Source organism: Thioalkalivibrio sp. ALE19, from assembly GCF_000428605.1.
In the GTDB taxonomy this organism is placed as follows: domain Bacteria; phylum Pseudomonadota; class Gammaproteobacteria; order Ectothiorhodospirales; family Ectothiorhodospiraceae; genus Thioalkalivibrio.
This window is the reverse complement of sequence record NZ_AUAG01000004.1, coordinates 1-19,458: the sequence shown is the minus strand read 5'-3', so window position 1 is coordinate 19,458 and position 19,458 is coordinate 1. Positions and strand designations below refer to the sequence as shown.

Genomic DNA, 19,458 nt, shown 5'->3' with positions numbered 1-19,458 from the left:
CGATCGGCGTCACGGGTTGCCAGCCGGCGCTGGCTCTCGCGCGGCCCGAACCTCCGTACGGGCCAGCAAAAAAGGCCCGGTCCCCCGAAGGGGCCGGGCCCTGCAAGGCCGGGTCGGCATGCCGCGAAGTCCTCGCGGCCGCCGGCGCGATCAGCCCTCGTTGTGGTAGCGGGTCACGCGCTCCACGTCGTTCTTCGCGCCCAGCACCACCGGCACGCGCTGATGGATGTCCTTCGGCGGGACCTCCATGATGCGCTGGCGCCCGGTGGTGGAGGCACCGCCGGCCTGCTCGACGATGTAGCTCATCGGGTTGGCCTCGTACATCAGGCGCAGCTTGCCTTCCTGGCCCTTGGCGGTGGTCTTGGAGTCCAGCGGATACATGAAGACACCGCCGCGCGACAGGATGCGGTGCACCTCGGCGACCATGGAGGCGACCCAGCGCATGTTGTAGTCCTTGCCCAGGGCGCCTTCCTTGCCGGCCAGGCACTCGTCGACATAGCGCTTGATCGGGGCTTCCCAGAAACGCATGTTCGACATGTTGATGGCGAACTCCTGGGTGTCCTCGGGGATGTGGACTTTTTCCTTGGTCAGCAGGAACTCGCCGAAGTCCTTGTCCAGGGTGAACATGTTCACGCCCTGGCCGGTGGTCAGCACCATCATGGTGGAGGGGCCGTACAGGCAGTAACCGGCGGCCACCTGGGTGGTGCCGGGCTGCAGGAAATCCTCGGCCTTCGGGTTCTCGACGCCTTCCGGTGCCTTCAGGATCGAGAAGATGGTGCCGACGGAGACGTTCACGTCGATGTTGGAGGAGCCGTCCAGCGGGTCGAACAGCACCAGGTAGTGGCCGCGCGGGGCGTCCTTGGGCAGTTCGAGGATCTCGTCCAGTTCCTCGGAGGCCAGGCCGGCGACATGACCGTTGTGCGACAGCGCCTCGATGAATACCTCGTTGGTGATGATGTCCAGCTTCTTCTGGGTCTCGCCCTGCACGTTCTCCGAACCGGCCGAGCCGAGGACGCCGACCAGGTCGCCCTTGTCGACCAGTGCCGAGATCTTCTTGCACGCGGTGGCGATGTCGTTGAGCAGGCCGGTGAACTCGCCGGTGGCGCCCTGGATCCCGCGCTGGGTTTCGATGATGTAGTTGGTCAGTGTCGTGCCGATATGCATATTGCCGATCCTGATGGTTGTGAGTCCGTGCGACATCGGGGCACTCTTGGGGGCAGGCGGTTGCGCACGCTGCTGGCGCGAACCGCGCCGTCCGGCCCGTGTCCTAACCGGCACAGTGTAGCAAAAGCGGGCGCGGGGGCCGATTCCGGGGCCACGAGGCCCGATGAGCAGGGACATCCAGGGAGAGACACATGCCGCAGAACGCACTGTACGCCCAGTCCGGCGGGGTCACCGCCGTCATCAACGCCAGTGCCTGGGGGGTGATCGAGGCCGTGCGCGGTCATCCGGCGCATTTCGGGCGGATCTACGCCGCGCGCGACGGGATCCTGGGCGCGCTGCGCGAGGAGCTGATCGATCTCGACCACGAGGACCCGCTGACCCTGCAGGCGCTGAAGCACACCCCCGGCGGTGCCTTCGGTTCCTGCCGCTTCGATCTGGGCGATCCGGACACCCACCCCGAGCAGTACGAGCGGCTGGTGGAGGTCTTTCGCGCCCACGACATCGGCTATTTCTTCTACAACGGCGGCGGCGGCTCCATGGATACCGCCCTCAAGGTCGCGAAGATGGGTGACCGCATGGGCTACCCGATCACCGCGGTGGGCGTGCCCAAGACCATCGACAACGACCTCGCCATCACCGATTCCAGTCCGGGTTTCGGTTCGGCGGCCAAGTTCATCGCCACCACCGTGCGCGAGGCCAGCCTGGATGTGGAGTCCATGCACACCAGCTCGACCAAGGTCTTCATCCTCGAGGTGATGGGGCGGCATGCCGGCTGGCTGGCGGCCGCCGCCGCGCTGGCCCAGGAGTTCGACGGCCAGCCGCCGATGCTGATCCTGTTCGCCGAGACGCCGTTCGACGAGGCGGATTTCCTGGATCACCTCAACCGCACCATCGAGCGCCACGGCTACTGCGTGGTCGTGGTCTCCGAGGGCCTGAAGAACCCCGACGGCAGCCTGTTCTCGGTGGCGCAGAGCCACGACGTGTACGCCTACACGCAGCTGGGCGGCGCCGCGCCGCGGCTGTCCGAGCTGATCCGCGAAAAAACCGGGCACAAGCTGCACTGGGCGGTGGTCGACTACATCCAGCGGGCCGCGCGGCATATCGCGTCGAAGGTGGACGTGGACCAGGCCTATGCCTGCGGGCGCGCGGCGGTGGAGGGCGTGGTGGCCGGCGAGCACAGCTTCATGCCGATCATCCGGCGCGATTCCACCCAGCCCTATCGCTGGAGCATCGGGCGTACCTCGCTGGAGAGCGTGGCCGACATCGAGCAGGGCATGCCGCGCGAATACATCACCCCGGACGGCTACGGCATCACCCAGGAGGCGCGCGACTACCTGCGCCCGCTGATCCAGGGCGAGGAGCAGCCACCGTTCGAGCGTGGCCTGCCGGCCTATCCGCGAATCCGCGGGGAGCTGCTGCCGAAACGCTGTCCGCCGTTCGACGTGGATCACGACTGAGCCTGGCGGATCGTTCGCGGGGCTTGGCGCGCCCCGTAACGAGCGTAAGATAGGAAGCACGTTTCCCCATCCGAGCCTTCGAGGAGGCCGTCCATGTCGATTCCGACCATTTCGCGTTTGCGTCGTACTCCGTCCGTATCCGGCATGCTGGCCGGCTGTTGTGCCCTCGGCCTGGCCCTGCTGCCGGCCACCTCCGTGCTGGCCGAAACGGCCGAGCGCGCGCAGGGGGCATCCGCAAGCGGCGATGACACCGGGCAGATGGTGGGTACCCGCGCCCTGATCGATCAGGTGCAGGCGGAGGACACCCGGGCGCAACTGCTGGAACGTCTGGACGATGCTTCCGTACAGGAGCAGCTGATCGCCATGGGCGTGGATCCGGAACAGGCCCGCGAGCGCGTGGCCCGGTTGACCGACGAGGAGCTGGCGGAGCTGGAAGCGCGCATTGACTCCGAACCGGTGGGGGCCGCCGGCGCCCTGGGCGTGGTCGCCATCGTGTTCCTGGTGTTCGTCATCACCGACGCCCTGGGCGTGACCGACATCTTCGCGTTTGTCCATCCGCCGGGCGAGCGGTGATCCTGGCGTGATCCTCCGGGGACTCGCGGCGCTGCTGCTGGCGGCGCTGCTGGCAGGCTGTGCCACCGCGCCGCAGAGCCGGGACCTGGCGGGTGACCCGGGGGCCCTGCCGGATCTGCCGCCGCGCGTCGAGCTGAGCGACATCCCGTTCCACCCGCAGGAGGACTACCAGTGCGGCCCGGCCGCGCTGGCCACGGTGCTCGAGGGGCGCGGTCTGGAGGTGTCGCTGGAAGGGCTGATCGACGAGGTCTACATCCCCGCCCGCGAGGGCACGCTGCAGGCCGAGATGCGTGCAGCGGTGCGCGCGCGTGATCTGGTGGCGTATCGCCTGGAGCCGGATCTGGAGGCGATCCTGCGCGAGGTGGCCGCCGGGCACCCGGTGGTGGTGTTCCAGAACCTCGGGCTCGCGATGTTCCCGGAATGGCATTTCGCGGTGGTCATCGGCTACGACCTGGCCGCCGGCGAGATCATCCTGCGCAGCGGTACCCACGAGCGTCACGTGAACGAGTTCGCCCGCTTCGAGCGGACCTGGGCGCGCGGCGAGCGCTGGGCCTTCATCCCGGTGGCGCCGGACGAGCTGCCGGCCACCGCGGAGCCGCTGAACTGGCTGCGCGCGGTCAACGAGCTGGAGGTCATCGGCGCACTGGAGAGCGCGGCCACGGGTTACCGCACGGCGATCGACCAATGGCCCGATCAGCCGGTGGGCTATGTCGGTCTGGCGAACGTTGCGATGGCGCAGGATGATCCCGAGTCGGCCGAGTCTGCGCTGCGCGAGCTGATCGAGCGTGACTCCGGCGTGGACGCGGCCTGGAACAACCTCGCCCATGTCCTGCTGGCGCGTGACTGCACGGAACCCGCCCGCGCGGCGGCCGCCTGTGCGGTGGCGCTGACCGGGGGCGAAGACGAATCCCCGTATGCCCCGACGCTGCGGACGCTGGAGCGGGCGGCCCCGTCCGGCGGGCCATGCGACCCCGTCCCGGACTGCCCGGCCGATTCGCGCGCCGACTGAGACGGGCACGCGGTTCGGTGCGGCGTCAGTCCTCGAACAGCGCCTCCACCCGCGCATGGATGTGCTGGTCCGCGTCCGGTCCGATCTGCGTGGTTTCCGGATCGTGGCGGTCGCAGAACGCCCAGGCGAATTTCAGGTCCTTGATCCCCAGCGAGCCGAACAGCCGCGCCTCGGCCGAATGGTCGGTGGCTTCCGGGATCACGGTCGGCCAGCCGTCCTGGCCCGGGGTCAGCGCGGGGCCGAAGAAGATCGCCCCCGGCAGGTTCTTGATCCGCAGGGCGCAGGTGCCCTCGGTGACGCCGCCCATCGGCAGGAAGTCGATGGTGCGCGACAACCGCTGCTTGCGGTTGAACGGGGTATCCACGGTGCCGCCGGCGGCGCGGATCGCGGGTGCCTCGGCCTCGTAGGCCAGCACCTCCAGTCCGGCCTCGCGCCAGGCGTCGAGGTCGCGCGCGCCGCGGTGGCTGGGCAGGAACAGCCAGCCTGGCTCGGTGAGTGCGCGCAGCTCCTGCAGCAGGGCATCCGAAAACGGCGGGGCGTTCACCAGGATCCCGCCCATTTCGCGGTCGTCGATCAGCCAGACCGCCGGCTCGTCGTGGCCGACGCGGTGGATGTTGCGTTCGCGCAGTTCGACCAGCGCCGGGCCGATCGTTCCGGGGGAAGCGGACATGCGGGCGTCTCCGGGTTCCTCTGGGGTGTAGTCGGGAAGGTTGCGGGCTTCCTGCCCCGTGCGCAATTTGGGCGGGAATCCGGCGGGAGATCGTCGGATCGTCGGGCCGCCGGGTTACTGCTCCCGCGGGGTGGCCTCGTCGCGCGGTTCCAGCTGCGCCATCTCGCTTTCGATCCAGTCCTCGGTCAGCGCCAGCACCTCGGCGGCCGAACGGCCCTGCGTCTCGATCGGCGGCCCCACCGAGACCTCGATGGTCCCGGGATGGCGCAGGATCCCGCGCCGCGGCCAGTACGTACCGGAGTTCAGCCCCACCGGCAGCACCGGGTAGCCGCCGCGCGCGGCCAGCTGCGCGCCGCCCTGACGATAACGGCCCTTTTCCCCGGGATTCACGCGCGTGCCCTCGGGGAACACGATCACCCACAGCCCCTGGTCCAGGCGCTTCTTGCCTTCCCGCAGCAGGCCCTCCAGCGCCTGGCGACCGGCACCGCGGTCGATCGGTACCGGGTTGAGCATGGCCAGGGTCCAGCCGAACAGCGGGATGCGCATCAGCTCGCGCTTGAGCACCCAGGTCTGGCGCGGGAAGATCGACACGAACGCGAGCGTCTCCCACGCCGACTGGTGCTTGGACATCACTACGTGGGGGCGCGAGGTGTCCACGTGTTCCAGGCCGCGTACCCGGTAGCGCACCCCGCAGGTGACCCGCAGCCACCAGATGTTGAAGCGGCCCCACTGGATCAGGATGCGGTAGCGGCGTTCATGGGACAGTGGCCAGATCAGCAACGGCACGATCAGGCCGTAGATCAGCGAAGAGCTGATCAGCCCGACGTGAAACAGCAGTGAGCGCAGATACAGCATGCTTGCCTGCCCTCAGCCGGTGGCCAGCCGCCCGATGTCGGCCACGGTCTCGAAGGCCTGGCGCAGCTCGCGCAGCAGGGCGAGGCGGTTGCGCCGCTCGGCCGGGTCCTCGGCCATCACCATCACCCCGTCGAAGAAGCGGTCCACGCGCTCGCGCAGCCCGGCGAGTTCGCCCAGCGCCAGCACGTAGTCGCCGTCGGCCACCGCGGCATCCACCGCCGGACGCACCGCCAGCAGACCCTGGTGCAGCTGGCGTTCCTCGTCGGCCACCAGGGCGTCGGGCTCCAGCGTGCCGGCGGCCTCGTCGCCGGCCTTGCGCAGCAGGTTGTGGATACGCTTGTTGGCCGCGGCCAGGGCCTCGGCCTCCGGGCGTTCGCGGAACTGCGACACCGCGCGCACCCGCCGGGCGAAATCCAGCGGCTGGTCGGGGGCGACCGCGCCCACGGCCTCGATGATCTCGTGGGCGTGGCCCTGTTCCAGCAGGTAGCCGCGCAGGCGCTCGACGATGTACTCGCGCACCGGCTCCACCGCCTGGTCGGCCTCGGCCACGCGTTCGCGGATTGGCTCGGCGGCCGCCGCGAGCAGCGGGGTGAGGGCCAGCGGGAGCTCGCGTTCCACCAGGATGCGCACCAGCCCCAGCGCGGCCCGGCGCAGGGCGAACGGGTCCTTGGTGCCGCTGGGCTGCTTGCCGATGGCGAAGATCCCGACCAGGGTGTCGAGGCGGTCGGCCAGCGCGAGGGCCTGGGCCAGCGGACCGTCCGGCAGCTCGGAGCCCGACTGGCGCGGCCAGTAGTGCTGTTCGATCGCATCGGCGACCGCCTCGTCCTCGCGGTCGTGCAGCGCGTAGTAGCGCCCCATGGTGCCCTGCAGTTCGGTGAATTCGAACACCATCCGGGTCAGCAGGTCGCATTTGCACAGCCGCGCGGCGCGGGCGGCCTGGCCGGCATCCAGTCCCATCGGATCCGCCAGACCCTGCATCAGCGTCTCCAGGCGATGCGACTTGTCGCGCAGCGTGCCCAGGCGCTTCTCGAACACCACCGAGCCGAGTTCGTCGAGGCGTTCTTCCAGGCGGTGCTTGCGGTCCTGCTCCCAGAAGAATTCGGCATCCGCGAAGCGCGGGCGCAGCACGCGCTCGTTGCCGTCGCGCACTGCCTCGGGGTCGCGCGATTCGATGTTGCTGATCACGATGAAATGGGGCTGCAGGCGGCCGGCCTCGTCCACCACCGGGAAGTATTTCTGGTTGTCCTGCATGGTGGAGATCAGCGCCTCCTGCGGGACTTCGAGGAAACGCCGGTCGAAGCTGCCGCCCAGCGCCACCGGCCATTCCACCAGCGCGGTGACCTCGTCCAGCATGTCCGGGTCGACCAGCGCGCGCCCGCCCAGTTCGCGGGCGGTGGCGTGGACCTGCTCCAGGATGCGTTCGCGACGGGCCTCGAACGAGGGCTCCACGCGGCCCTCGGCGCGCAGCCTTTCGGCGTAGTCCGCGGGGCTGGCGAGCTCCAGCGGGGCCGGGTGGTGGAAGCGGTGACCACGCGTGTGGCGGCCGGCCCCCTGTTCCAGCACCGTCATCGGCAGGACGTCGGTCCCGTGCAGCACCACCAGCCAGTGCACCGGGCGCACGAATTCCGTGGTGCTCTCGCCCCAGCGCATGCGCTTGGGCGTGGGCAGGTGCTCCAGGGCCCCGGCCAGCATCTCCGGCAGCAGTTCGCCGAGGGCCTGTCCCGGCTGCATGCGGCGGAAGATCAGGTATTCGCCCTTGCCGGTGTCCTCGCGCTCGAGCTGTTCCACCTCCACCCCGCAGGAGGAGGCGAAGCCCTGCGCCGCGCGGGTCGGCCGGCCCTGGTCGTCGAAGGCGGCGGCCACGGCCGGGCCGCGGCGTTCCTGCAGCTGGTCGGGCTGGCGGCCGGGCACTGCGGGGAAGCGCACGGCCAGGCGCCGGGGTGTGGCGAAGGCCTCGGGCTCGCCGGGTTCCAGCCCGGCGTCGCGCAGGCGGGTGGTCAGGCCCTCGGCGAAGGCGTTGCGCAGGCGCGCCAGTGCGGTGGGCGGCAGTTCTTCGGTGCCGAGTTCGATCAGAAGTTCGCGGGCTTCGTCCATGTTCGGTCCAGTCGGGTTCCGGTGGGCCCGCGCGCCCGTTCGGGGCGGCGGCGGGCACGGGTTCGGGGTGTGCCCCGGTGTCGGGTGGCGTCAGGCGGCGTCGGACTTGCCGGTGTCGCCCGGGGCGCACAGCGGAAAGCACAGCGCCTCGCGCGATTCATAGTATTTCTGCGCCACGTTCCTGGAGAGCTCGCGCACCCGCAGGATGTAGCGCTGGCGCTCGGTGACCGAGATCGCTCCGCGCGCGTCCAGCAGGTTGAAGCTGTGCGAGGCGCGCAGCATCTGCTCGTAGGCCGGCAGCGGCAGACCCAGCTCGATCATGCGGTCGCTCTCCGCTGCATGATGGTCGAACGCGGCGAACAGGGCAGCGCGGTCGGCGTGCTCGAAGTTGTACTTCGACTGCTCGACCTCGTTCTGGTGATAGACGTCGCCGTAGGTGACCGCGCGCCCGTCCGGGCCGACGGTCCAGACCAGGTCGTAGACGCTCTCCACGCCCTGCAGATACATCGCCAGGCGCTCCAGCCCGTAAGTGATCTCGCCGGAGACCGGGTGGCAGTCGATCCCGCCCACCTGCTGGAAGTAGGTGAACTGGGTCACCTCCATGCCGTTCAGCCAGACCTCCCAGCCCAGCCCCCAGGCGCCCAGCGTCGGCGATTCCCAGTTGTCCTCGACGAAGCGGACGTCGTGGGTCAGCGTGTCGAAGCCCAGCGCCTCCAGCGAGCCGAGATACAGATCCTGGATGTCGGCCGGGGAGGGCTTCAGCAGCACCTGGAACTGATAGTAGTGCTGCAGGCGATTGGGGTTGTCGCCGTAGCGGCCGTCGGTCGGGCGCCGGCTGGGCTGCACGTACGCGGCGCGCCAGGGTTCCGGCCCGATCGAGCGCAGGAAGGTCGCCGGGTGGAAGGTCCCGGCGCCCATCTCCATGTCGTAGGGCTGCATCACCACGCAGCCGTGGTCGTTCCAGTAATCCTGCAGTCGGCGGATCAGATCCTGGAAGGTGGGACTCGCGGTCTCGGTTCGGTCGCTTGCGTTCGCCATGGCTGGGGGTCCGGAGCGGATCAGGGGCGGCAGTATATCGGCCCGCGCCCGGGTGCGGCCACCGCCCGGCCCGGCTGCGGTGGCCGGAGGTCGCGGCGCGGTCCATAATGCCCCGAATCGAGGCATCTCCGGGGGTACGATGGCCGCGGATCACCAGCAGCAGCCGGACAGGGCGCCCGCCGAACCGCCCGACCCGCTCGAGTCGGGCACCGACGACCGGCGCTACCGCGACACGCGCCGGGTCACGCTCACCGGCGCCGCGGTGAACTCCGGGCTGGCCGTGACCCAGCTGCTCAGCGGCTGGCTGCTCAACTCCCAGGCCCTGATCGCCGATGGCGTGCACACCGTCTCCGACCTGGTCACCGATGCCGTGGTCCTGGTCGCGGCAGGGCATGCCGCCGCTTCCCCCGATCGGGATCACCCCTACGGCCACGGCCGCATCGAGACGCTCGCGACGGTGGTCGTGGGCCTGTTCCTCGCGCTGGCGGGGCTGGCCATCGCCTGGGGCGCCGGCGGACGCCTGCTGGAGCTGGACGATGCCACGGGGCCGGCACCGCTGGCGGTCGCCTTCGCCGTGGTGACCCTGGTGGCCAAGGAGGGTCTGTACCAGTACACCCGTCGGGTCGCGCGCCGGCTGGGCTCGCGCATGCTGGAGGCAAACGCCTGGCATCACCGCACCGACGCGATCTCTTCGGTCATCGTGCTGCTGGGGGTGGCCGGCGCGGTCGCCGGCTGGCCGTGGCTGGACGCGCTGGCGGCGCTGCTGGTGGCCCTGTTCATCCTGCATGTCGCCGGCCGCCTGATCCGTCGCAGCGTGGCCGAGCTGATCGACACCGCGCTGGAACCGGAAAAGGTCGAGCGCATCCATCGCACCATCCTGGACGTGCCTGGCGTAAAGGATGCCCACATGCTGCGCACCCGCCGCTCCGGCGACGACGCGGTGGCCGACGTGCACGTGCAGGTCGCGCCGATGATCTCGGTGTCCGAGGGGCACCGCATCGCCGATGCCGTGCATCGCGCGGTGACCGAGGAGGCGGGCGAGGTCAGCGACATCACGGTGCACGTGGACCCCGAGAACGACGAGGACCAGGTGGCCAGCTCGCGGCTGCCCCTGCGCCCCGATCTGGTGGCCGGCCTGCGCGAGGCCTGGGCCGGTTTCCCCGAGCTGGAGGCCCTGGAACACCTCTCCCTGCATTATCTCGGCGGGCGGGTGCATGCCACCGTCACCCTGCGGCTGGATCCCGCACGGACGGGAGCCGCCCTGCAGGAGCGCGCCGATCTGCTGACCCGGCAGCTGCGGGAACACCCCGTTCTGGGGCCGGTACTGGGACAGGTGACCGTGCTCTATCGGCCTTGCACCGAATGAGGGCGCATGCCGCGCGGTAGCACTATATTGGTGCATCCTGTGCACTGCGGGTGTGCGGCATTCGGCCGTGGTGGCGCAGAGATGGGCGCAGAGGCGCCCCGAACCGGGGCTTGCAGACTGGCACGCCACCTGCATGACCAACGGGCAGACGCCGATCGGCCCCAGGCGACCGCACCGGCATCGACCGTCTCAAACTGAAGACCAGAGGAGTCCTCATTATGTCCGCAGCCGAAGTGCTGAAGCAGATCCAGGAACAGGAAGTCCGTTTCGTTGACCTTCGTTTTACCGATTCCAAGGGCAAGGAACAGCATGTCACCCTGCCGGCCCACGACCTCGACGAAGATTCCTTCGAAGAAGGCAAGATGTTCGACGGCTCTTCCATCTCCGGATGGAAGGGCATCAACGAATCCGACATGATCCTGATGCCGGATCCGGAGTCCGCGGCCATCGACCCGTTCTTCGAGGACATGACCATGAACATCCGCTGCGATGTCGTGGAACCGGCCACCATGCAGGGCTACGACCGCTGCCCGCGCTCGCTGGCGCGTCGTGCCGAGGCTTATCTGCAGAGCACCGGCATTGCCGACACCGCGCTGTTCGGTCCGGAGAACGAGTTCTTCGTGTTCGACGACGTGAAGTGGGGCTCCGACCTCTCCGGTTCCTATTGCCGCGTGGATTCCCAGGAGGCCTCCTGGAACTCCGAGCGCGTGTATGACGACGGCAACATTGGCCATCGTCCGGGCGTGAAGGGTGGCTACTTCCCGGTCCCGCCGGTCGACAGCCTGCACGACATCCGCTCCACCATGTGTGAAGTGATGACCGAGATGGGCCTGACCACCGAGGTGCATCACCACGAGGTGGCGACGGCCGGCCAGTGCGAGATCGGCGTCGGCGCGGCGACCCTGACCAAGAAATCCGACGAAGTGCAGATGCTCAAGTACGTGGTGCAGAACGTTGCCCACATGCACGGCAAGACCGCCACCTTCATGCCCAAGCCGATCGTCGGCGACAACGGCTCCGGCATGCACGTGCACCAGTCGCTGTCGAAGGATGGCAAGAACCTGTTCTCCGGTGACCTGTACGGCGGCCTGTCCGAGACCGCGCTGTACTACATCGGCGGCATCATCAAGCATGCCCGCGCGCTGAACGCCTTCACCAACCCGTCCACCAACAGCTACAAGCGTCTGGTGCCGGGTTTCGAGGCGCCGGTGATGCTGGCCTACTCCGCGCGCAACCGCTCGGCGTCCATCCGCATCCCGTTCGTGATGAGCCCGAAGGCCCGCCGCATCGAGCTGCGCTTCCCGGACTCCACCGCCAACCCGTATCTGGCGTTCGCCGCGATGCTGATGGCCGGCATCGACGGGATCCAGAACAAGATCCACCCGGGCGAGGCGATGGACAAGAACCTCTACGACCTGCCGCCGGAAGAAGAGAAGGGCATCCCGCAGGTCGCCCATTCGCTGGATCAGGCCCTGGAGGCGCTGGACGCCGACCGCGCGTTCCTGACCCAGGGCGGGGTGTTCACCGACGACATGATCGATGCCTACATCGATCTGAAGATGGAAGACGTCACGCGCATGCGCATGACCACCCATCCGATCGAGTTCGACATGTACTACAGCCTGTAAGCCCTGCGGGCTTTCCGGCCGTCATCGGGCCCCGGCGTTCGCGCCGGGGCCTTTTTTTGGTTCCGCTCCGGGCGAACCTGCGCGGCCTGCGCGGAGAGCGCGCACAAAAAAGGGCCGCCCGAAGGCGGCCCTCTGCTTCCCGAAGCGCGCCCGGAGGCGCGCAGTGCGGGGAGTCTTACAGCGCGGTCACGTCACCCGCGGCCAGACCCTTGGCGGTTTCCTGAATCTCGAAGGAAACCTTCTGGCCTTCGGCCAGGGTCTTGAAGCCCGAACCGTTGATCGCGGAGAAGTGCACGAACACGTCCTTGCCGCCATCATCGGGGGTGATGAAACCGAAACCCTTGCTCTCGTTGAACCACTTAACAACACCGGTATTCACAACTACTTACCTCATCATGTAACTAAAGAAACGTGATTGCGGAACGCTACCAACAGATCAACGGGAGCACTGGTCCAGAAAACTGGGGACTTCCTTGGAGTTGCTGCTTACCGCGAATCACGTATTCGACTATACGCTCCTGTGTCGGCAAAAGCCAATGGGGTGTGATGAAGTTTTCCTGTCAGCGCCGACCGGTCAGGCGCGCGTATTCTTCCGGGTCGTTGAGTGCACGGATGTCCACGAAGCTGCCGGACGGCTGTTCGCGCAGCCGAGGCAGTACGTCGAGGATGTCGCGTGCCGCGGTTTCCGGTTCCGGCATGGTGCGGGTGCCGCGCGCGGCCTTGAGCCGCTGCAGGGCAGTGAAGGTCTCGCTGTCGGCCTCGTCGCACAGATAGTCCTGCATCGCGGTGTCGATCAGACCCGGTGCCAGCGAGTGCACCGGCACGCCGGGGAATTCGTGCGAGTAGAGCTGCATCAGCATGTTCATCGCGGCCTTGGACAGCGAATACCCGCTCCAGCCGGCATTGCCGAACACCGCCGCCCCCGAGGAGATGGCGACGATCTGGCCGACCGCGATCTCGCGCGTCAGCAGACGATCCAGAATCACCTTGTTGGCAAAGGTATTGACGTCCATCAGCAGGCGCAGTTCTTCCATCGGGGCATCCGGCATGCGCTGGATGTGTCCCAGCAGGCCGGCATTCAGGATCACGAGGTCCAGCCGGTTAACGCCCTGCAGCAGCCGGTCCATGGCCTCCGGGATGGCGTCGAAGTCCGCCAGGTCGATCTGTGCGTCGCCGGCGACCCCGTCGTCAGGGCAGCCTCGGCGGCTCATGCCGTAGACCGCCGCGCCGTCGGCGGCGAGGACCCGGGTGAGTCCGAGGCCCAGGCCGCTGGAATTGCCGGTAATCAGTGCCGATTGCGGAGTGGTCGATGTCATGTCTGCTCCTCGCTGATTGGTTCCATCCAGGCGTACTCGGCCTCCACCACGTTGCCGCTCCCGAGGTGCCGCATCTGCCGGCACAACCGGTGCACCAGGGTCAGGCCGCGCCCCCACAGCCTTTCGTCGCTCTCGCCCTCGAGAGCCCGCCGTACCCGTTGGTGGTCGAAGCCCGCGCCACTGTCGCGCACACGGATGCGCACGCAGTGCCAGTCGTCCGTGCGGCGGTAGCGCAGGTTGATGCCGATGCGCCCTTCCAGGCGCTCGAGTCCTTCCTGGCGCAGGCGATAGTACTCGGCGAAGCCTTCCGCGGTGGCCTTCATCTCGGAAGACAGGCCCAGCACGCCGTGTTCGAAGGCATTGTTGCAGAGCTCGGCGACCACCGTCTGCAGGGCCTGAACGTGTTCGCCGGGCTCCGGGAACCAGCGCCGGAGCTGCTGCCGGGCCTCTTCCGCGACGTCCACGCGGGCCAGCTCGGCCCCGGCGGCCTCCATGGACCAGCGTCGGTTGCCGGTGGTGTCCGGGGGTACCGCGAGGCCGGTTTCCAGCACGACCTCGGGGGCGCAGGTGATCGCGACCGCGGTGATGTCGTCGGCCGGTGACGCATCCCCCATGTGCCGTGACAGGGCATCGCCCAGCCGTGCGATCCGCTCCGGTGGGCGCTCCGGATGGCACAGACAGGCATGCAGGCGTGCCTCGCCGAACGGTTCACCGGCGGTGCCTTCCTCTTCCAGAACCCCGTCGGTGACGATCAGCAGGGTCTCGTCGGCGGCGATGGCGTGACGCCGGGGGCCGCGGTCCAGCTCCAGCCGGGGCAGGATCCCCAGCGGCATCGCCTGCGAGGGCAGGCTGCGCAGTTGTCCGTCGCCGCCGCACAGCAGGGCATCCGGCAGGCCGCCGTTCCAGGCGGTCAGGGTTTGCCCGTCGGGCTCAAAGGTAACCAGCACGGCGCCCATGAACATCGACGGTGGCAGAAAGCCGTGGAGCACGTGGTTGAGCTCGAAGACCAGCTCGGTGTCGCCCACGCCTTCGCGCGTCAGTGTATGGAAGGTCTCCGAAACCGGATAGGTGCCGATGGCCGCAGCCAGGCCATGCCCGGTGAAGTCCCCCACCAGTACGCGCAGGCCGCCGTCCGGGGTGAAGTCCGACAGCACCACGTCGCCGCTGAAGGTGGCGGCGGCCCACTGGCGTACGTGCAGCCGTTCGTCGCCCACGTTGCGCCCGGTGATGGCGCGCGAGAGCACGCTCTCCGCGGTCTCTTCCTCCCATGCCTGGCGCCCCCGGGCCCGGTCCAGGGCCTCGTTGCGCTCGCGCAGCCCGTGGTGCAGGTCGCGCAGGCGCTCCATGGCGTGGATCTTGGCGCGCAGCACCGAGAGGTTGAGGGGCTTGCTGAGGAAGTCGTCGGCACCGGCGCGGATGCCGCGCAGCAGGGAGTCCTCGTCGTCCAGGGCGGTCAGCATGATTACCGGGATGAAACGATCACCGCACTCGTGCTTGATCTGCCGGGTGGACTCGAAGCCGTCCAGCCCCGGCATCATCACGTCCATCAGGATCAGGTCCGGGGGAGCGTTGCGTGCCTGCTCCACGGCCTGGTGGCCGTCGGTCGCCTCCTCGGTGTCGTAGCCGGCGCCGGTCAGCATCATCTTCAGCAGGCGCCGGTTGTGCTTGTCGTCGTCGACGATCAGCACACGCCCCTCGCCGGACGCCAGCGGCACGCTTTCGGGGAAGGCGCTCACGGACGTCACTCGATGGTGAACAGGCGACCGAAATTGGCGATGTCGAGCACCTTGCGCACCCCGCCGGACGCCCCGACGATGCGCACGTCGGCGCCATCGCCGCCGGCGTGTTCCCGCAACAGCAGCAGCATGCCCAGCGCGGAGCTGTCCATGTACTCCGTCTGCGACAGGTCGATGACGTAGCGCATGCCGGCGCCGCGGGTCTCGCGGTAGGCGCTGCGGAAGTCCTGGTGCTGGTCAAAATCAAAGCGACCGTGGATGGCGATGCGCAGTTCGCTGCCGTCCGTCGATGTCCGGGTCTGGATGCTCATGCGGTCTCCGTCGGGAGTTTTCGGGGGTCAGAAGAGTTCAACGTCGCCGGTGTCCAGGTTTTCCTGATTCACGGCGCGATGATGACGGGTCTGGCGATCCTCGCGCCAGGCGCGCACGCGCTCGGCCATCGCGCGGGCATCGTCGGTGGAGCGTGCCTCGTGCAGGATCCCCTGCAGTTCGTGCAGATGGGCCAGGGCGTCTTCGGCGGTGCCCAGAGACTGACGCGCGATGTCCTCGAACTGCAGCGAGCGAACCGCGGTGGCGACCGCCTGGTTCATGCGATCGGTCAGCTCCGCCTCTTCCCGCAGCCGGTTTTCCATGTCCTCGGTGGCCTCGCGGGCGTATTCGAACAGCGAGCCGACGCGTTCCTTTTCTTCCATGCTGTCGCTCATGTCGCGCGAGGCCATGGCGTGGACCGTGTCGTGCACCTGACGGATGCTGCGGCGCGCCTCCTCGATCTGCTTGCGGATGTCCTCGTGGAAGGTGGCCGAGCGCTTCGACAGGTTGCGGACCTCGTCGGCCACCACCGCGAACCCGCGCCCGGCCTCGCCGGCCCGTGCGGCCTCGATGCTCGCGTTCAGCGCCAGTAGATTGGTCTGGTCGGCGATCTCGCCCGCACTGTCCAGCAGCTTGAACACCCCGTCCATGTGCTGGTTCATGTCCGCCATGTGGTGCGCGCTCTCCACGCTCTGCCGACTGACCTCCACCAGGGTGTCGATGAACATCTGCAGGGTCTCGTCCGACTGGCGGGTCAGGTCGCGCAGGATCTCCGGCTGGGATCGTCCGTCTTCACCTCCATGATTCTGTTTCGCCAGGTCGGAGCTCATCAGCTCCTGCTGGCGTTCGGCGATCTGGTGCATGTCGCTGAAGCTGTCGCCCAGTTCCTTCACCGCGTTCTCGATCAGCCCCTTCTGCCGGGTGATCTCCTGATCGATCTGGTCCAGTTCGAAGCGCATCGCCTGGTCGATCTCGTCGGACAGTTCCGCGCCGCCGGCCACGTGGTGGGCGGCTTCCTGCTCGCCGTGGCGGGTGGCGTCCGCGTCCGGGGTGTGCCACAGGGCGACCACCAGCGCGGCACCCAGCAGCAGGGGCACCACCAGCAGGCTGGCCGCCGCGGCTGCTCCGGCCAGCCAGACGCCCGTGATGCCCGCGAGCAGGGTGGCCACCAGGGCGATCGCCAGGGCCCGCTGCAGCGGCGGCTGCGTCAGACGTTGTTTCCAGTCATTCATGACGTGTCTCCTCCGTTGGCGACGGCGCGGGCGGTGTCGCGATGATCGTCCAGCAGTGCGTCGGCAATGCGCCCCAGCGGCAGAACCTGTACGGCCGCGCCGCGTTCCACGGCCTCGCCGGGCATGCCCCAGACCAGGCTGGTGGCCTCGTCCTGGGCGATGGTGTGGGCTCCGGCCTCGCGCAGCGCCAGCAGCCCGCGGGCGCCGTCGTCCCCCATCCCGGTCAGCAGCGCGGCCACGGTATTGGCGCCGGCGGACTGCGCGGCGGATTCGAACAGTACGTCCACGCTGGGCCGGTGGCGGTTCACCGGCCCCTGGGCGTCCAGCCGGCAGACATAGCGTGCGCCGTCCCGGTCCAGACGCAGGTGATAGTCCGTGCCGGGTGCGACGAACACATGTCCGGGCATCACGATATCGCCGTCCTCGGCCTCCTTCACCCGCAGCGCGGTGCTGCGGTCCATGCGTTCGGCGAAGGCCTGGCTGAAGCCTGCCGGGATGTGCTGGGTGATCACGATCCCGGGTGCGTCCGGTGGCAGTCCCATCAGCACCTCCTTGAGCGCCTCGGTGCCGCCGGTCGACGCGCCCAGCGCGATGACGCGGTCGGTGGTGCGAAAGCGCCGGGTCCCGCCGCCGGCGCTGGCCCGGGGGGACGGCGTCGGTCCTTCGGTCGGCGTACTGCTGCGTGCCTGCACGCGAATGCGCGAGGCCGTGCGGATCTTCTCGATCAGGGCGTCCGCGTAGGCCTCCATGGCATGCGCCACATCGGTCCCCGGCTTGGTCACGAAATCCACCGCCCCCAGCTCCAGTGCCTGAAGGGTGACATCCGCTCCCGCCTCGGTCAGCGAGGAAACCATGACCACCGGCATCGGGCGCAGGCGCATCAGATTGCGCAGGAACGTGATGCCGTCCATCTTCGGCATCTCCACGTCCAGGGTCAGGACGTCCGGATCGTGCTGCTTGATCTTCTCGCGGGCGTCGTACGGATCGGCCGCGGTGTCCACCACCTCGATGTCCGGTGCCTGGTCGAGGATGCGCGCCAGCAGCTTGCGGATCAGGGCCGAGTCATCGACCACGATCACACGGATGGGGCGGGCCTGATTTTCCGTCATTCGAACAGCTCCACGTCGCCGGCCATGTCCTCGCCTTCGAGGCGGCGGCGGTAGTCCTGCTCGCGTTCGAGCAGGGTGTTGTTGTGCAGGGACACGAGCTTTTTCAGCCGGACCCGTCCGGAGGCGGGGAAGAACACCACCTTGCGCGGCCACGGGCCGCCCACGTCCTCGGCCAGAATCTCGAGCCCTTCCTCGCGCGCGTACCGGCGCAGAAACGCGATGTTCCGCGCGCCCACGTCACTCATGCCGGCCATCACGCGCCCGCCCCCGAACATCTTGATGCGCAGGTCGTCGCGCTCGGCGCCCAGCTTGAGCAGCTCGTTCACCAGGAACTCCATCGCGTGGGTGCCGTAGCGCGTGGCATTGGAAACTGCCGGGCCCCAGCCGCTGTCGCGTTCGCCTTCCGGGAGCATGAAATGGTTCATGCCGCCCACCCCGGCCTTCGGCGACCATACGCAGGCCGACACACAGGAGCCCAGCACCGTGGTGATCAGCTCGGTCGACGACACCGAAACATAGCATTCCCCGGGCAGCAGTTTGGCCGCCGGGGCATTATTCATGCGATCCCAGTAGCGGTTGATGTGCGCGAAGGCGCCATCATGCAGCTCGGGCAGCGCGCTCATGGCGAAACCCTCCGGTACAAAGTCTGTTCCAGCAGCCGGAACGTGTCGGTCACCCGGTACAGCGACTCGGAGTGGCCGATGAACAGGTAGCCGCCGGGGCGCAGGACGGTCGCGAAGCGTTCGACCAGCTCCTTCTGGGTCGGCTTGTCGAAATAGATCAGCGTGTTGCGGCAGAAAATCGCGTCCAGCGGACCGCGGATCGGCCATTCGTCGAACAGGTTGAGCTGCTGGAAGCGTGTCATCGGGCGCAGATCATCACGGATCCGGACCTTCCCGTCCTGTGCGCCCTTGCCGCGCAGCAGCCAGCGCCGCTGGCGTTCGCGCGCGATCCCGGTGATGCGACTGCCGTCGTAGATCCCGGCATCGGCATGCGCGACCACGCGCGAGTCCACGTCGGTGGCCAGGATGCGGGCCGCATCGGTGGAGCCCGTCGCGTCGGCCAGGGTCATCGCGATCGACCACGGCTCTTCTCCGGTGGAACAGCCGGCCGACCAGATCTTAAGCGGCCCGTCCGGGTTGGCCCGGCGCATCTCCTGCAACACCGATCCCTCCAGCATCTCGAAGTGATGCGGCTCGCGGAAGAACGCCGTGAGGTTGGTGGTGAGGGCATTGATGAACTCTTCGAGCTCGGCCTCGTCGCCACCCTCGACCCGGTCGAGATATTGTTCGAAGCGTTCCAGGCCCAGGGCCCGCAGCCGCCGTGCCAGGCGGCTGTAGACCAGCTCCCGCTTGCTCTCGTTGAGCATGATCCCGGTGCGTTCGCCAATCAGGCGGGCGACGCGCCGGAAGTCGCGGTCGCTCAGGCTCTCGAAACGGCCCATTCAGCAAAGGTCTCCCGTGCGCCTCAGAATTCTTCCCATTCTTCGCTGCTGTCCGCGGTGGCGGACTTCTGCTGCGTCCGGGCGCGCGGGGCCGGGGCCGGCTTCTTCTTCTCCTCTTCCTTCTTCGCGGCGGGACGAGTGCTGCCGGCGGCGGCCGGGCGCTGTGCCCGGTTTTCCTCGGTGCGCCCGGCGGGGCGGGCGGCTGCGGCCGGAGCGGCCGGGGCCTCGCTGCGCGAGCCCTTGAAGAAGGCCATCAGCTCGAGCAGTTCGCGAGCCTGATCGTCGAGGGATTCGGAGGCGGAAGCGGCCTCCTCGACCAGGGCGGCGTTCTGCTGGGTGACCTCGTCGAGCTGGGAGACGGCCTTGTTGATCTCGTCGAGCCCGGTGGACTGCTGCTCGGAGGCGGCGGCGATCTCGGCGATGATGTCGGAGACCTTCTTGACCGAGTCGACGATCTC

Annotated in this window: 18 protein-coding genes and 1 pseudogene; 5 read left to right on the top strand and 14 right to left on the bottom strand. The window is 68.4% G+C overall.

Going from position 1 to position 19,458, the window contains the following annotated elements:
* Positions 1–150: 150 nt before the first annotated feature.
* Positions 151–1,164, bottom strand: coding sequence for a class 1 fructose-bisphosphatase (locus F787_RS0102840; protein ID WP_028491250.1), 1,014 nt, complete (start codon positions 1,162–1,164; stop codon positions 151–153).
* Between the two features lie 191 nt (positions 1,165–1,355).
* On the opposite strand from F787_RS0102840, the gene F787_RS0102835 reads away from it, so the two are divergent.
* The 3 genes from F787_RS0102835 to F787_RS0102825 all read left to right on the top strand — a co-directional run bounded on the left by F787_RS0102835 (position 1,356) and on the right by F787_RS0102825 (position 4,203).
* The gene (locus F787_RS0102835) at positions 1,356–2,621 is read left to right on the top strand and encodes a 6-phosphofructokinase (protein ID WP_028491249.1); all 1,266 of its coding nucleotides are present in this window, start codon (positions 1,356–1,358) and stop codon (positions 2,619–2,621) included.
* A gap of 93 nt (positions 2,622–2,714) precedes the next feature.
* Complete coding sequence (locus F787_RS0102830) at positions 2,715–3,194, top strand: PA2779 family protein (protein WP_019588983.1); 480 nt, start codon at positions 2,715–2,717, stop codon at positions 3,192–3,194.
* Positions 3,195–3,201: 7 nt separating this feature from the next.
* Positions 3,202–4,203 carry a PA2778 family cysteine peptidase gene (locus tag F787_RS0102825; RefSeq protein ID WP_028491248.1) on the top strand — a complete coding sequence of 334 codons (1,002 nt, stop codon included), beginning with the start codon at positions 3,202–3,204 and terminating at the stop codon, positions 4,201–4,203.
* Positions 4,204–4,228: 25 nt separating this feature from the next.
* Here F787_RS0102825 and F787_RS0102820 read toward each other — a convergent pair whose 3' ends face one another.
* The 4 genes from F787_RS0102820 to glyQ all read right to left on the bottom strand — a co-directional run bounded on the left by F787_RS0102820 (position 4,229) and on the right by glyQ (position 8,860).
* A complete protein-coding gene (locus F787_RS0102820) occupies positions 4,229–4,873 on the bottom strand; it encodes a hypothetical protein (protein ID WP_028491247.1) in 645 nt (214 codons plus the stop codon).
* 114 nt (positions 4,874–4,987) lie between these two features.
* The gene (locus F787_RS0102815) at positions 4,988–5,728 is read right to left on the bottom strand and encodes a 1-acyl-sn-glycerol-3-phosphate acyltransferase (protein ID WP_028491246.1); all 741 of its coding nucleotides are present in this window, start codon (positions 5,726–5,728) and stop codon (positions 4,988–4,990) included.
* Positions 5,729–5,740: 12 nt separating this feature from the next.
* Positions 5,741–7,822, bottom strand: coding sequence for a glycine--tRNA ligase subunit beta (glyS, locus tag F787_RS0102810; RefSeq protein WP_028491245.1), 2,082 nt, complete (start codon positions 7,820–7,822; stop codon positions 5,741–5,743).
* Positions 7,823–7,912: 90 nt separating this feature from the next.
* Positions 7,913–8,860: a glycine--tRNA ligase subunit alpha gene (gene glyQ, locus F787_RS0102805; protein WP_028491244.1), complete on the bottom strand. Its 948-nt coding sequence runs from the start codon at positions 8,858–8,860 to the stop codon at positions 7,913–7,915.
* A 139-nt stretch (positions 8,861–8,999) separates the two neighbouring features.
* Here glyQ and F787_RS0102800 point away from each other — a divergent pair, with 139 nt between their 5' ends.
* Both F787_RS0102800 and glnA read left to right on the top strand, forming a co-directional pair.
* Positions 9,000–10,226 carry a cation diffusion facilitator family transporter gene (locus F787_RS0102800; protein WP_028491243.1) on the top strand — a complete coding sequence of 409 codons (1,227 nt, stop codon included), beginning with the start codon at positions 9,000–9,002 and terminating at the stop codon, positions 10,224–10,226.
* 218 nt (positions 10,227–10,444) lie between these two features.
* A complete protein-coding gene (gene glnA, locus F787_RS0102795) occupies positions 10,445–11,854 on the top strand; it encodes a glutamate--ammonia ligase (protein ID WP_028491242.1) in 1,410 nt (469 codons plus the stop codon).
* 175 nt (positions 11,855–12,029) lie between these two features.
* Here the strand turns inward: glnA and F787_RS0102790 are convergent, their stop codons facing one another.
* The 9 genes and pseudogenes from F787_RS0102790 to F787_RS15410 form a co-directional block, all read right to left on the bottom strand.
* Positions 12,030–12,233 (bottom strand): cold-shock protein, encoded by a 204-nt coding sequence (locus F787_RS0102790; protein WP_018868787.1) that lies wholly within the window; start codon positions 12,231–12,233, stop codon positions 12,030–12,032.
* A gap of 181 nt (positions 12,234–12,414) precedes the next feature.
* A complete protein-coding gene (locus tag F787_RS0102785) occupies positions 12,415–13,170 on the bottom strand; it encodes an SDR family NAD(P)-dependent oxidoreductase (RefSeq protein WP_028491241.1) in 756 nt (251 codons plus the stop codon).
* Complete coding sequence (locus F787_RS0102780; protein ID WP_028491240.1) at positions 13,167–14,906, bottom strand: SpoIIE family protein phosphatase; 1,740 nt, start codon at positions 14,904–14,906, stop codon at positions 13,167–13,169. Before F787_RS0102780 ends, F787_RS0102785 begins: the two co-directional genes overlap by 4 nt.
* Before the next feature lie 5 nt (positions 14,907–14,911).
* Positions 14,912–15,217, bottom strand: a complete 306-nt coding sequence (locus F787_RS0102775; RefSeq protein ID WP_018868784.1) for an STAS domain-containing protein — start codon at positions 15,215–15,217, stop codon at positions 14,912–14,914.
* Positions 15,218–15,244: 27 nt separating this feature from the next.
* On the bottom strand, positions 15,245–16,447 hold the full coding sequence (locus tag F787_RS17305; protein WP_028491239.1) for a methyl-accepting chemotaxis protein: 1,203 nt from the start codon (positions 16,445–16,447) through the stop codon (positions 15,245–15,247).
* Positions 16,444–17,556 (bottom strand): chemotaxis response regulator protein-glutamate methylesterase, encoded by a 1,113-nt coding sequence (locus F787_RS0102765; protein WP_028491238.1) that lies wholly within the window; start codon positions 17,554–17,556, stop codon positions 16,444–16,446. Before F787_RS0102765 ends, F787_RS17305 begins: the two co-directional genes overlap by 4 nt.
* Complete coding sequence (gene cheD, locus F787_RS0102760; protein ID WP_028491237.1) at positions 17,553–18,179, bottom strand: chemoreceptor glutamine deamidase CheD; 627 nt, start codon at positions 18,177–18,179, stop codon at positions 17,553–17,555. The genes F787_RS0102765 and cheD overlap by 4 nt, the downstream gene beginning before the upstream one ends.
* Positions 18,176–19,000, bottom strand: a complete 825-nt coding sequence (locus F787_RS0102755) for a protein-glutamate O-methyltransferase CheR (protein ID WP_028491236.1) — start codon at positions 18,998–19,000, stop codon at positions 18,176–18,178. The genes cheD and F787_RS0102755 overlap by 4 nt, the downstream gene beginning before the upstream one ends.
* A gap of 23 nt (positions 19,001–19,023) precedes the next feature.
* Positions 19,024–19,458 (bottom strand): annotated as a pseudogene (locus F787_RS15410) (methyl-accepting chemotaxis protein); the annotation flags it as partial.